The organism is Mesorhizobium sp. M0771 (genome assembly GCF_040320155.1).
GTDB lineage: Bacteria > Pseudomonadota > Alphaproteobacteria > Rhizobiales > Rhizobiaceae > Mesorhizobium.
Window position 1 is genome coordinate 53,145 of sequence record NZ_JAMYPC010000012.1, and the last position, 12,944, is coordinate 66,088.

At 63.3% G+C, this 12,944-nt stretch carries 9 protein-coding genes and 1 pseudogene; 5 read left to right on the forward strand and 5 right to left on the reverse strand.

What is annotated here, in order from left to right; all coding sequences use genetic code 11:
• Positions 1 to 155: 155 nt before the first annotated feature.
• From NKI05_RS18995 to NKI05_RS19005, 3 genes are all read right to left on the reverse strand, one after another.
• Positions 156 to 923, reverse strand: a complete 768-nt coding sequence (locus NKI05_RS18995) for an N-acetylmuramoyl-L-alanine amidase (protein ID WP_023682147.1) — start codon at positions 921 to 923, stop codon at positions 156 to 158.
• Positions 920 to 1,639, reverse strand: coding sequence for a J domain-containing protein (locus tag NKI05_RS19000; protein WP_023668261.1), 720 nt, complete (start codon positions 1,637 to 1,639; stop codon positions 920 to 922). Before NKI05_RS19000 ends, NKI05_RS18995 begins: the two co-directional genes overlap by 4 nt.
• Positions 1,640 to 1,848: 209 nt before the next feature.
• Positions 1,849 to 2,046: a hypothetical protein gene (locus tag NKI05_RS19005; protein ID WP_023668260.1), complete on the reverse strand. Its 198-nt coding sequence runs from the start codon at positions 2,044 to 2,046 to the stop codon at positions 1,849 to 1,851.
• 177 nt (positions 2,047 to 2,223) lie between these two features.
• Between NKI05_RS19005 and NKI05_RS19010 the strand changes: the two genes are divergently transcribed.
• From NKI05_RS19010 to NKI05_RS19020, 3 genes and pseudogenes are all read left to right on the forward strand, one after another.
• Complete coding sequence (locus NKI05_RS19010; RefSeq protein WP_023815577.1) at positions 2,224 to 6,183, forward strand: hydantoinase B/oxoprolinase family protein; 3,960 nt, start codon at positions 2,224 to 2,226, stop codon at positions 6,181 to 6,183.
• 31 nt (positions 6,184 to 6,214) lie between these two features.
• Positions 6,215 to 7,513: a BtaA family protein gene (locus NKI05_RS19015; protein ID WP_031201832.1), complete on the forward strand. Its 1,299-nt coding sequence runs from the start codon at positions 6,215 to 6,217 to the stop codon at positions 7,511 to 7,513.
• Positions 7,510 to 8,166, forward strand: a pseudogene (locus NKI05_RS19020) (class I SAM-dependent methyltransferase); the annotation flags it as partial. The gene NKI05_RS19015 and the pseudogene NKI05_RS19020, both read left to right, overlap by 4 nt.
• 123 nt (positions 8,167 to 8,289) lie before the next feature.
• On the opposite strand, the gene NKI05_RS19025 reads toward NKI05_RS19020, so the two are convergent.
• Positions 8,290 to 9,669 carry a serine hydrolase domain-containing protein gene (locus NKI05_RS19025; protein WP_023804320.1) on the reverse strand — a complete coding sequence of 460 codons (1,380 nt, stop codon included), beginning with the start codon at positions 9,667 to 9,669 and terminating at the stop codon, positions 8,290 to 8,292.
• A 283-nt stretch (positions 9,670 to 9,952) separates the two neighbouring features.
• Between NKI05_RS19025 and NKI05_RS19030 the strand changes: the two genes are divergently transcribed.
• Together NKI05_RS19030 and NKI05_RS19035 are read left to right on the forward strand one after the other, a co-directional pair.
• On the forward strand, positions 9,953 to 10,750 hold the full coding sequence (locus NKI05_RS19030) for a glycoside hydrolase family 25 protein (RefSeq protein WP_023815578.1): 798 nt from the start codon (positions 9,953 to 9,955) through the stop codon (positions 10,748 to 10,750).
• A 32-nt stretch (positions 10,751 to 10,782) separates the two neighbouring features.
• A complete protein-coding gene (locus NKI05_RS19035; protein ID WP_023668253.1) occupies positions 10,783 to 12,012 on the forward strand; it encodes a lytic murein transglycosylase in 1,230 nt (409 codons plus the stop codon).
• 25 nt (positions 12,013 to 12,037) lie between these two features.
• Here NKI05_RS19035 and NKI05_RS19040 read toward each other — a convergent pair whose 3' ends face one another.
• A complete protein-coding gene (locus tag NKI05_RS19040) occupies positions 12,038 to 12,937 on the reverse strand; it encodes a LysR family transcriptional regulator (RefSeq protein ID WP_023682153.1) in 900 nt (299 codons plus the stop codon).
• Positions 12,938 to 12,944 lie beyond the last annotated feature (7 nt).

Sequence of the window (12,944 nt, forward strand, 5' to 3'; positions counted from 1 at the left end):
ATCTTCACGCAGCAACGCCTAATCAATATCGGAGCATCCGGGGGGCTGGAGGTCCGATAACTTGCACGAACTGCCTTTGAGGGCGGAATTTGTGTCGAACAAGGCGAGGCAATTCACTTTCAGTGACAGGCTGTAACTTGAATATCAGGAAAAGATTATTTAGACGCAACTGACCTAAGGGAAGTCAGCAGGCTTTGCAGCGTGCTAGACGTAGAGCCGTCGGCGACGCCATCCACCAGGCGTGGTCGGAAATGCCGCTGAAAAGCTTCGACGACGATTTCGGTCTGGCGGTCGAAGACACCTGATATCTCGACGCCATAGCCATAGAGCGCCAGCATAGACTGCAGTGCCTCGATCTGGGCGCCGGTATCGCCGGCTTTCAGCACCGCGCCGCGCCGGACCGGCGCCGCAGGCACGAGATGGCCGACCCCGGCCGCAAACAGCGCATTCCAGGGGAATTTCTCGCCCGGGTCGATCTTGCGCCCCGGCGCGATGTCGGAATGGGCAAGCACCCTTTGCGCCGTAATGGAATGGCGTTCGATGATACCAAGGCAAAGCCCGATCACCGCTTCCACCTGCCGCTTGGGAAAGGCCGAATAGCCGAGCGAATGGCCGGGATTGACGATTTCGATGCCGACCGAACAGGAGTTGATGTCGCGACGACCGAACCAGGAACTTGCACCGGCATGCCAGGCGCGGTCGCTTTCGCGCACCATCTGGATGATGCGGCCATCCTCATGGACGAGGTAGTGCGACGAGACTTCGCTTGCGGGGTTGCACAACCAGGCTTCCGCGGCAGCACCAGTCGCCATGCCGGTATAGTGCAGCACGATCATGTCGGGCCTGAGCGTTTCGCGCCGCGGGCCGAAATTCGGCGATACCCTGACCTCCGCGCTTGGCTCGTCGGGCGAGAAGCCGGTCATGCGTGCCTGAGGCCCCGCTCGATCATTTCATAGGCCGCGTTGATCGCCGCGACCCTGGTCGTTGCAATCTTGATGAATTCCTGCGGCAGGCCGCGCGCGATCAGCCGGTCCGGATGATTGTCGGAGACCAGCTTGCGGTATCGCTTCCTGACCTCCTCGAACGGCTTGCCGCGCTCAATGCCGAGCACGATATAGGGATCGCCGGCGCCGAGATTGACGTGCCTGGCCATGATGGCCTCGTAGTGCACCTCGTCGATGCGGAAAATCTCGGCAATACGGTGCAGGAAAATCCCTTCGCGCTCATGCACCAGCCCATCCGCCTTGGCGATATGGAACAGACCGTCGAGTATGTCTTCCAGCATGACGCAGTTCGAATGGCCCGAGCCGCACATCTGCGCCATACTCTCGGCATAGGTCTCGAACCCGGCGACGTCGCGCTTGGCCAGATCGTAAAGCCGCGCCACATTGCGGGTCTGTTCTCGCGGCACCTCGAATATTTCCTGGAACGCGCGAACCTCGTCCTGGGTGACGATGCCATCGGCCTTGGCCATCTTGGCTGACAGCGCAATCATCGCCACAGAGAAGGCAACACGCCGGCGCAGATCAGCGTCACCGGAGAAAACCGTGCGCACGGCCTCAACCACATCGGCTACGCCGGACGTGGCTGAAGATGAAACGCGGGTGATGAAGTCGCCGAGGCGATCCCAAATCGACATGAGCGCTTATTAGGGCCGCCGGCCATTGCTATCAAGCCAAGACAGCGCCGCAGAGTGGACCGAATTTACGCAAGCAACCGACGCGCCAGATCCCAAACCGTAGGAAAGAGCCGGTTCAAGGCCCTTGAGCCCCGAATCGACCTAAACGCAGGAAGGCCGGCGCGAAGCCGGCCTCCTCTCTCGTCACGTCAAAGTGACCGGGACTGCTGCTACTGCGCGGGGGCAGGAGCAGGTGTTGCCGGAGCCGGTTCTGCAGGCTTCGGTGCATCCGGCGTCGCCGGCTTCATGGGCTCGGCGGCTGGCGGATTGGTGCTCTGGGTGGTGGTGTTATCCGTACCGCTGTCGCTGCAGGCGGCAACGCCGAACAGGGCCAGGGCGGAAACGGAAGCAAGAATGAGCTTTTTCATGACATCTCTCCTTCAACACACGCTCACGTTGCGGTGAACGGTCGAAGGCAAAATGCATCAAACGGCCATGAGTTTCGTAACGTTGCGTTTCCTGATGTAACATCCGCGCACTACCGATTGCGGGCCGGGCGATGCCGAACTAACAGTCTGGACCCAAATGCAATGCCGGAGTTCTGCGTGGACAAGAAATGGGATTTTTGGATCGACCGCGGCGGCACCTTTACCGACGTGATCGGACGTGATCCGCAAGGCGGTTTGCATCCCAGGAAATTCCTGTCGGAAAATCCCGAAGCCTATCCCGACGCGGCCATAGCCGGCATCCGCGAGCTTCTGGGGCTGAAATCCGGCACCGCTATTCCTCCGGGCCTGGTCGGTGACGTCAAGATGGGTACCACCGTTGCCACGAATGCGCTGCTGGAGCGCAAGGGCGACCGTGTGCTTTTGCTCATCACCAAGGGCTTTCGCGACGCGCTGAAGATCGCCTATCAGGCGCGGCCGGACATCTTCGCCAAGGAGATCATCCTTCCCGAACAGCTCTACGAGCGAGTCATCGAGATCGACGAGCGTGTGCGCGCCAATGGCGAGGTCGAGCGCTTGCTCGACATCGCCGCCTGCCGGCCCGCCATCGAACAGGCGAAGGCCGACGGCATCGATGCGGTGGCCATCGTCTTCATGCATGCCTGGAAATATCCCGACCACGAGAAGGCGGTGGCGAAAGTCTGCCGCAAGATCGGGTTCAGCCAAGTCTCGGTCAGCCATGAAGTCTCGCCGCTGATCAAACTGGTCGGCCGCGGCGACACCACCGTGGTCGATGCCTATCTGTCGCCGATCCTGTCGCGCTATGTGCAAAGGGTGGCGGGAGAACTGGGCGCGACGCCAATCTCCCCACTTGTGGGGGGTGAGGAGCGGTCGGCCAAAGGCCGAGAAAAAGCCAACGATTTGGCTTTTTCAGCGACGAACGCCCGGAGCCATAGCGAAGGGCAGTCGGCAAAGCCGACAGAGGGGGTTCTCTCAGGAGGCACCACCAAAGCGTCGAGCACTGCCGCGGCGACCCCACCCGGCGGCTTCGCCGCCACCCTCCCCTCGAGGGGGAGGGAGAACCCTCGCCTGATGTTCATGATGTCGTCGGGCGGGCTTACCGCCGCCGACATGTTTCAGGGCAAGGACGCGCTGCTGTCCGGCCCGGCCGGCGGTGTCGTCGGCATGGTCGAGACGGCGAAACTCGCCGGATTCGAGAAAGTCATCGGTTTCGACATGGGCGGTACCTCGACCGACGTCGCCCATTATGACGGCGAGTATGAGCGCGCCTTCGACACCGAGGTCGCCGGCGTGCGCATCCGTGCGCCGATGATGCGCATCCATACCGTCGCTGCCGGCGGCGGCTCGATCCTGCACTACGAAGCCGGCCGTTTCCGCGCCGGCCCGGATTCCGCCGGCGCCAATCCTGGCCCCGCCGCCTACCGGCGCGGCGGCCCGCTGGCCGTCACCGACGCCAATGTCATGCTGGGCAAGCTGCAGCCCGATTTCTTCCCGGCAATTTTCGGCCCAGGCCAGGACCAGCCGCTCGATGTGGCCGCCGTGCGCAAAAAATTCGCTGCGCTGGCCGTCGAAATCGGCGATGGCCGCACGCCGGAAGCCGTCGCCGAAGGCTTCGTCACCATCGCGGTGGAAAACATGGCCAATGCCATCAAGAAGATCTCCGTGCAGCGCGGCTATGACGTCACTGAATATCTCTTGAACTGTTTTGGCGGCGCCGGCGGCCAGCATGCCTGCCTGGTTGCCGACGCGCTCGGCATGGAGGCGGTACTGATCCACCCCTTCTCCGGTCTGCTCTCAGCCTATGGTATCGGCCTGTCGTCGGTTTTCGCGTCGCGCCAGCAGGCGCTCCTGAAGCCGCTTGCCGAAGAATCCAGGACCCAGATGGGCAGCCTCATCGGCACGTTGAAAAAAGCCGTCATCGCCGAATTGGTAGCGCAAGGCATCGCCGAGGACAAGATTGCGGCAAAGCCGGTGCTGCACATCCGCTATGACGGCACCGACACCACGCTGCCGGTGAATTTCGAAGGCGACTCGATCTTCCAGGCCAGGCGCGATTTCGAAATCGCCCACAAGGCGCAGTTCGGGTTCGTCTATGATGACAAGCCGATGATCGTCGAGACCGTTGGCGTGGAAGGCGCCGAGATCGTCGAGACCACGGCCGAAGCCGTTGCGCCCGCCGGACCGGCAAGGGTTGAAGCGGGTGCGTCCGGAACGCGGCGCATCTACACCGAGGGCCGCTGGCATGAGGCCGGCATCCATCGTCGCGAAAATCTGCGCCCATCCAACCTGATCGCAGGCCCCGCTTTGATCATCGAGCCGAACCAGACCATCGTCGTCGAGCCGGGCTGGCGGGCCGAAATCACCAACCTCAATCACGTCGTCATCCGCCGCACCGAACGGAAAGTTCGCACGGCTGCCCTCGGTACCGAAGCCGATCCGGTGATGCTGGAGGTCTTCAACAACCTCTTCATGTCGATCGCCGAACAGATGGGCGTTACGCTGCAGAACACCGCCTATTCCGTCAACATCAAGGAAAGGCTGGATTTCTCCTGCGCCGTCTTCGACCGCCACGGCGCGCTGGTCGCCAACGCGCCGCACATGCCGGTGCATCTCGGCTCAATGGATCGCTCGGTCGAAACCATCATCCGGCTGAACTCCGGCGACATCCACCCCGGCGACGTCTTTGCGCTGAACGCACCTTACAATGGCGGCACGCATCTGCCCGACATCACCGTGGTGACGCCGGTGTTTTCCCTCCCCCTTGAGGGGAGGGTGGCCGCGCAGCGGCCGGGTGGGGTCCTCTCAGAAGGCACCACAAGAGCGTCGAGCACTGCCGCAACGACCCCCTCCGGCGGCTCCGCCGCCACCTCCCCCTCAAGGGGGGAGGAAGTAATCTTCTACGTAGCCTCACGCGGCCATCATGCCGATATCGGCGGCACTGCCCCCGGCTCGATGACGCCGCTTGCCACCACGGTCGACGAGGAAGGCGTGCTGTTCGACAATTTCCGCGTCGTCGATCGCGGAAAATTCCGCGAGGCGGAGCTGCAAACGCTGCTCACCGACCACCCCTACCCCGCCCGCAACCCGCACCAGAACATCGCCGACCTAAAGGCGCAGATCGCCGCCAATGAAAAGGGCGTGGCGGAACTGCGCAAAATGGTCTCCCATTTCGGCCTCGATGTCGTCGAGGCCTATATGGGCCATGTCCAGGACAATGCCGCCGGAAGCGTGCGCCGCGTGCTGGAAAGGCTGCCTAACAGCTCGCAGTATGAATACCCGACCGACACCGGCCAGGTGATCAAGGTGAAGATCACGGTCGACCGGCAAAAGAGCGAAGCGACCGTCGACTTCACCGGCACCTCGCCTGTCATGAAGAACAATTTCAACGCGCCCGAGCCCGTCGCCCGCGCCGCCGTGCTCTATGCCTTCCGCGTCATGGTCGAGGACATGATCCCGATGAATGCCGGGTGCCTCAGGCCCATCAACATCATCATCCCCGACGGCTCGATGCTGAAGCCGGCCTACCCCGCAGCAGTCGTCGCCGGCAATGTCGAGACCTCGCAGCATGTCACCAACGCGCTGTTCGGAGCCATGGGCGCCATGGCCAATGCGCAAGGCACGATGAACAACCTGACCTTCGGCAACAAGCAGTACCAGTATTACGAGACGATCTGCTCCGGTTCGCCGGCCGGACAGATGAACTCCGGCCGCGGCTTTGCCGGCACATCCGGCGTCCACACCCACATGACCAATTCGCGCCTGACCGACCCGGAGGTGCTGGAATTGCGCTTTCCCGTGCTGCTCGAGGATTTTCACATTCGCGAAGGCTCCGGCGGCAAAGGCAAATGGGATGCCGGTGACGGCACCAGGCGCACCATCCGTTTCCTCGAAAAGATGGAATGCGCCATCCTGTCCTCGCACCGCAACCGCCCGCCGCAAGGCCTCGACGGCGGCGGTGACGGCGAGGTCGGCTCGACCAAGGTCCGCCGCCAGGACGGCAGCGTCGAGACGCTGAAGGCCTGCGACCAGACCGTGCTCGACGCCGGCGACGCCGTCATCCTGACGACGCCGACACCCGGGGGATTTGGCAAGGCCTGAACTCGCGTCAACAGGCTGTCACCCGCCTGTCATGCCCCTGAGTTACCCGCTTGCGGCAAAGCAAATGGGGAATCACTTTGCCATGACGGACGTCTCCTCGGATCTCGTTTTTCGCCGCGGCAAGGAAGTTGGAAAAGCCGTCTACCAGAACCGCCCGCTGTCGAAGGCCGGCATCTCGGAGCGGCTGTTCGCCCTCTTGTTTTCCGGTCTCGTCTATCCGCAGATCTGGGAAGACCCTGAAGTCGACATGGAGGCCATGCAGCTTGGCCAGGGTCACCGCGTCGTCACCATAGCGTCGGGCGGCTGCAACATCCTCGCCTACCTCACCCGCTCGCCTGAACGCGTCGATGCGGTCGACCTCAACGCCGCCCACATCGCCTTGAACCGGATGAAGCTGGAGGCGGTGCGGCATCTGCCCTCGCAGGGCGATCTGTTCCGTTTCTTCGGCGCCGCCGGCACCAGCCACAATTCGCAAGCCTATGACCGCTTCATCGCGCCGCATCTCGACCCGGTCAGCCGCCACTATTGGGAGCGTCGCAGCTGGCCCGGCCGCCGGCGCATCACCGTCTTCGACCGCAATTTCTACCAGACCGGCCTGCTCGGCCTGTTCATCGCCATGGGCCACCGCATCGCCAAATTCTTCGGCGTCGATCCCGCCGGTATCATGGCGTCGAAGAGCCTCGCCGACCAGCGCCGCTTCTTCAACGAAGAGCTGGCGCCGGTCTTCGACAAGAAGCTGTTGCGCTGGGCTACCTCGCGCAAGGCTTCGCTGTTCGGCCTCGGCATTCCGCCGGCGCAGTACGATTCGCTGATCACCTCGGGCGATGGTTCGATGGCCAGCGTGCTGAAGGCCCGGCTGGAAAAGCTCGCTTGCGATTTTCCACTGAAGAACAACTACTTCGCTTGGCAAGCCTTCGCCCGTCGCTATCCCAATCCGGGTGAGGCCGCCCTGCCCGCCTATCTAGAAGAGGCCAACTACAAGGCGATCCGCAACAATGTCGATCGCGTCGGCATCCACCACGCCAATCTGATCGAATTTCTGGCCGGCAAGGACGCAAGCACCGTCGATCGTTTCGTCCTGCTCGACGCGCAGGACTGGATGACGAACGACCAGCTCAATGCCCTTTGGTCGGAGATCACCCGCACCGCCTCGGTCGGCGCCCGAGTCATCTTCCGTACCGCCGCCGAGCCCAGCCTGCTGCCGGGCCGCGTCTCGATCTCGCTGCTCGACCAGTGGACCTACGAGGACGAGGCCTCGCGCGACTGTTCGGCCCGCGACCGCTCGGCCATCTATGGCGGCTTCCACCTCTATGTGAAGCGCGCGGCATGAGCGCGAGCGAGCTGCCGGCCGACCATGCCGAACTGATGGACGGCGTCTATCGCTGGCAACGCCATATCTACGACCTGACCCGCAAATACTATCTGCTTGGCCGCGACCAGATGATAGCCGGGCTGGATGTGCCGGCGAATGGCAGAGTGCTCGAACTTGGCTGCGGCACCGGCCGCAACATCGCGCTTGCCGCCCGCCGCTATCCCGACGCCCGCCTCTACGGCCTCGACATCTCGGCCGAGATGCTGGAGACGGCGAGCAAGGCGATCGGCCGCGACGGCCTGTCCGGCCGCGCCGTGCTGGCGCGCGGCGACGCCACCGATTTCGACGCCAAGACGCTGTTCGGCGTCGAGCGCTTCGACCGCATCTTCGTGTCCTATTCGCTGTCGATGATCCCCGGTTGGGAAAAGACGGTTTCGGCAGCCCTTGCGGCACTCGCGCCCGGCGGCTCGCTGCATGTCGTCGATTTCGGCCAGCAGGAAGGCTTGCCCAACTGGTTCCGGACATTGCTGCGCGGCTGGCTCAAGAAATTCCATGTCACCCCACGTGAATCATTGCGCGAAGTCTTGGAATCGGAATCTCGGCGAACCGGCGCAAGCTTCTGTTTCCGCGCGCTTTATCGCGGCTATGCCTGGCTGGCGGTCGTCAAGATCGCGCACTCTTACCTCCCCCTCGATGGGGGAGGTCGCGCTGAAGGCGCGGGTAGGGGTGAAGTGCCAGGCACCCCGCCCGGCGCTACGCCCCCGCCCTCCCCATCAAGGGGAGGGTAAAGGGAGCTAGCGCAGTGCCTTCATCAGCGCGCCGACCATCACCTGCGGCCGGTAGCCGAGCTTGGCCGGCGTCAACCCCAGCCGCACCACCACCAGTTGCTCCGACGGGATGATGGCGACCGTCTGGCCGTCATGGCCCTCCATCCAGTAGGTATCGTTGGGCAGGCCGGCGGCGACGCCGGCGCCGGGATTTCCTTCGTCCCCCGGGGCTTCGATCCAAAGTTGCCCCTTGCCGTAGACTTTCGAGGCCGGTGCCGGTTCGCGCATCCAGTCGACGAAACCGGCCGGCAGGATCTGGTTGCCGTTCCAGACGCCGCCCTGCAGCAGGAATTGGCCGAACCGCGCCCAGTCATGCCCCGTGGCATAGAGGTAGGATGAGCCGACAAAGGTACCCTCCTCGTCGGTTTCGAGCACCGCGCTTTGCATGCCGAGCGGCCCGAACAGCGCTGTCCTTGGCCACATCAGCGCCTTGTCCTTGTCGCCGATAGCATCCTGCCACAGCCGCGACAGCATCACCGCCGTGCCGCTCGAATAGGAAAAGACCTTGCCGACGTCGCCGGTCAGCGGCTTGGCCTCGGCGAAGCCCGCCATATCCGGTTCGAGGTAGAGCATGCGCGTCACATCGGCGACGTCGCCATAATCCTCGTTGAACTCGAGCCCGCTCGACATCGCCATCATGTCGGCAAGGCTGATGGCGGCGCGGCCGTCCGCCTTCCATGAGCCGAACAGACCCTGATTGGTCACCGCCATCTTGCCGTCCTTGACCAGCGTGCCGACGAGCGCGGCGTTGACCGTCTTGGTCATCGACCAGCCGAGCAGCGGCGTTTTCGCCGAAAAGCCCTCGCCATAACGCTCGGCAACAATGCGGCCATTTTTGACCACCACCACGGCGCGCATGCCGATGCCGGTCATCGCCGCACCGTCGAGGATCTTGTTGATTTCGGGATTTTGCGAGGCGTCGACTCGATCTCCCCTGGGCCACAGATCGCCCTTGGTGGCCGCCGACGCCTCGGCAGGGATTGACGTGCGCCGTGCCTCGCCGACGTCGCCATCGGGAACCGAGGCGCAACCCAGGCCGGCGCGCGCAACGGCAACGCTCTTGCCGAGGAAGCCAAGCAGCCCGGCCGAGACGGTCCCCCTGTTCTTGTCGACCGACACCTTCATCAGCCTGAGAAGCGGATGGCCGGGCGCCTGCACGTCGATGGCAAGCACCTCATTGGGATCACGGCCGGCGATAAAAACATTCGAGCAGACAATCTTGGCGGAATAGCCGGAACCGACGCGGATCAGTTCGGGCGGCGCGACGTAGAGCCAGGCAAACAGGGCGGCTATGGCCAACACGACCAGGCCGAGCAGCCATTTGATGATCTTCACGGCGATCCGCATCTTTCCGTCCCTGCTTTTCCGCTGCCCGTGGCTTGCGGCCCGATTTATGTCATCGATTTGCCGCCATTGCTTCCGCAAAATCGGTGTTCTTGTCGAGCGCCGTCAACCTGTTAACAACCATGATCGGCGATCACTGATGCATGTCGCCCAAAAGTGCGCAGCGGTTTTGGGACGACGACATGCACGAAAATAGCGTATCAGGCGATGCTGTGGGGCGATCGCCTGAGGGGCACCTGCAACGACAACCCAACAGCGACCGGCTGATTCCGGCTCGGGAAATGCGATGCGCCGTTTCGCGGCCCTCATCACGTTGACGCTGCTGGCCGCCTGCTCGACCGCCGGCGATCTCGTGCCCTCGATATCGCCATCCAGCAGCCCGACGGTTGCCGTGCGCGCACCGCGTTTCGAAGACTCCAAGCCGCATGAATGGGATAGCGGCGCGCCTTGGAACTATGCCGTTCACGGAACCGACGTCTCCAAATACCAGACCTCGGTCGACTGGCCGACGGCCAAGGCCAGCGGCATCTCCTTCGCCTTCATCAAGGCGACCGAGGGCGGCGACCGTTTCGACGAGTATTTCAACGAGCATTGGTCGCGCACCAAGGCCAATGGCATTCCGCGCGCGGCCTACCATTTCTTCTATTTCTGCACGCCTGCCGCCACCCAGGCGCGCTGGTTCATCCAGAACGTGCCCGTCGACCGCTCGGCCATGCCGCCGGTGCTCGACATGGAGTGGAACCCGCAATCGCCGACCTGCCGGCTGCGCCCGGATTCAGCGACGGTGCGGGCCGAAATGACCACCTTTCTCGAGATGATCGAGCGGCACTATGGCAAGAAGCCGATCATCTACACCTCGGTCGACTTCTTCGACGATAACGACCTTGCGACCTTCCGCGGCTATCCCTACTGGCTGCGCTCGGTGGCCGGCCACCCCCGCCAGAAGTACGGCAGCCACCCTTTCACCTTCTGGCAATACACCGGAACCGGTATCGTGCCCGGCATGAACGGCAAGTCCGATATCAACGTCTTCAACGGCACTGAGGCAGCCTGGAAAAAGTGGCTGCGGCAGAACACCCGTTGACACCGGCTCTGCCGCCTGCTTTTCGACGTCCCATGCGCACCTACCTGCAACCACTGGGATATCCACGCCGGAAACAGTCGAGGAGCCGACTGCGCTCCGGGCTGCTCGCGGCCCTGCTGCTCGGCGCTGCGGCGATGCCGGCGGCGGCGCAGGAATGCGGCGGCGACTTCGAAACCTGGAAGCAAGGCGTGGCGGCGGAAGCCAAGGCAGCCGGTGTCGGCGCTGTCGGCCTTGACGCGCTGGAAGCCGCCACCATCGACGACAAGGTGCTCGCGCGTGACCGCGCCCAGGGCGTCTTCGCCCAGACCTTCATTCAGTTCTCCAACCGCATGATCTCGGCCTACCGGCTGAAGCAGGGCGCGGCCAATCTGAAGAAATACGCCGAAATCTTTGCGCGCGCCGACCAGCAGTTCGGTGTCCAGGCGCCGATCATCACCGCCTTCTGGGGGCTGGAGACCGATTTCGGCGCCGTACAGGGCGATTTCCACACGCTGAGCGCCTTGGTGACGCTGTCGCATGACTGCCGCCGCCCGCAGCTGTTTCGGCCGCAACTGGTGCCGCTGTTGACGCTGATCGATCGCGGCGTCGTTCCGGCCGACGTCACCGGCGCCTGGGCCGGCGAGATCGGCCAGACGCAGATCCTGCCTTCCGATTATCTCGCGCGCGGAGTCGACGGCGACGGCGACGGCATCGTCGACCTCAGGCGCAGCGTACCCGACGTGATCATGACCACGGCCAACAAGGTGCTGTCGCGCGGCTGGAAACGCGACCAGCCCTGGATCGAGGAAGTGCGCGTGCCCGAGGACATGCCCTGGGAGCAGACCGGCCGCACCAACAAGTTGCCGCTGTCGCAATGGGCCGCCTGGGGCGTCACCAATCCCGATGGCACGCCGCTGATCGACAATGGCCTGAAGGCCGGCCTGGCGCTGCCGATGGGCCGCAAAGGTCCGGCCTTCCTCGCCTACGACAATTTCGACGTCTATCTCGAATGGAACCAGTCCTTCACCTACGCGCTGACCGCCGCCAACTTCGCCAGCCGGCTGGCCGGGGCAAAGCAGTTCGACCCGCGCAATCCCGAAACCGGGCTCAATGGCGACCAGATGAAGGAATTGCAGACCAAGCTCGAAGCCAGGGGCTATGACGTCGGCACCGTCGACGGCATTCTGGGCACCAACACCCGCGAAGCCATCCGCAAGGAACAGATGCGGCTCGGCATGCCGGTCGACGGCTGGCCGACGCCGGAGCTTTTGGGGAAACTGTGAGTAGAATCTGCCCAAGCTGGGTTCCTTATTCCCTACTCCTTGCCCGGACGAAGTCGATAAATGCCCGCAAAGCCGGGGGGACGTGCCTCGAACTCGGGTGATACAGGAAGAAGCCTGGAAAGCTGGGCGACCAGGGCTCTAGAAATCTCATCAGCCTGCCCGCATTGATCCAGGACTGGACCTGATAGTCGATCATGTAGGCAACGCCTGCTCCACCCAGCGCCGCGTTCAGCATCAGCTCGGTGTCGTTAACAGTCAGGCTGCCCTCGACGGCGATTTCCAGAGACCGTTTGCCGCGCGCGAACTCCCATCGATAGAGGTTGCCGCCACCAGGCCACTGGAATGTTATGCATTGGTGCTGATGCAACTCCTGCGGATGGCGCGGTATGGCCCGATTTTCGAGATAGACGGGAGCGGCCACCGCCGCCATCTGCAAATCCCCGCTCAGTTTCACTGCCACCATGTCCTTCTCCAGCCGCTCGCCAAGCCTGATTCCGGCATCGAACCGTCCTCGAACAATGTCGGTCAGCGTATCGTCGACGATGACGGTCAGCGCGATATCAGGATAGGCGCGTTGGAAGTCGCCAAGGATCGGGCCGATGAACCGCACCGCGGCAACACGCGGCACGTTTATTCGTAGCGAACCCGCCGGCCGATCACGCGCGGCTTGAATGTCCGCTACGGCGCCCTCCAGCTCTTCGAACGCAACGGCAAGGCGCGCAAACAGCGTCTCGCCGGCACCAGTGGGTGAAACACTACGCGTCGTGCGATTCAGCAACCTGATGCCGATGCGAGCCTCCAGTTGCCGAATCGACTGGCTGAGCGCCGGCGGGGAAACACGCAGCCGGGCGGCGGCGCGGACGAAACTACGCTCTTCCACGATTGCGGCGAATGCCTTGAGCTCGGCGAATTCAGAACCGCGCATTGTGTAT

Excerpts from the sequence above, each read along its gene's own strand:
- NKI05_RS18995 (WP_023682147.1), bottom strand. The coding sequence starts at position 923 with ATGACCGGCTTCTCGCCCGACGAGCCAAGCGCGGAGGTCAGGGTATCG.
- NKI05_RS19000 (WP_023668261.1), bottom strand. The coding sequence starts at position 1,639 with ATGTCGATTTGGGATCGCCTCGGCGACTTCATCACCCGCGTTTCATCT.
- NKI05_RS19005 (WP_023668260.1), bottom strand. The coding sequence starts at position 2,046 with ATGAAAAAGCTCATTCTTGCTTCCGTTTCCGCCCTGGCCCTGTTCGGC.
- NKI05_RS19015 (WP_031201832.1), top strand. The coding sequence starts at position 6,215 with ATGCCCCTGAGTTACCCGCTTGCGGCAAAGCAAATGGGGAATCACTTT.
- NKI05_RS19025 (WP_023804320.1), bottom strand. The coding sequence starts at position 9,669 with ATGCGGATCGCCGTGAAGATCATCAAATGGCTGCTCGGCCTGGTCGTG.
- NKI05_RS19030 (WP_023815578.1), top strand. The coding sequence starts at position 9,953 with ATGCGCCGTTTCGCGGCCCTCATCACGTTGACGCTGCTGGCCGCCTGC.
- NKI05_RS19035 (WP_023668253.1), top strand. The coding sequence starts at position 10,783 with ATGCGCACCTACCTGCAACCACTGGGATATCCACGCCGGAAACAGTCG.
- NKI05_RS19040 (WP_023682153.1), bottom strand. The coding sequence starts at position 12,937 with ATGCGCGGTTCTGAATTCGCCGAGCTCAAGGCATTCGCCGCAATCGTG.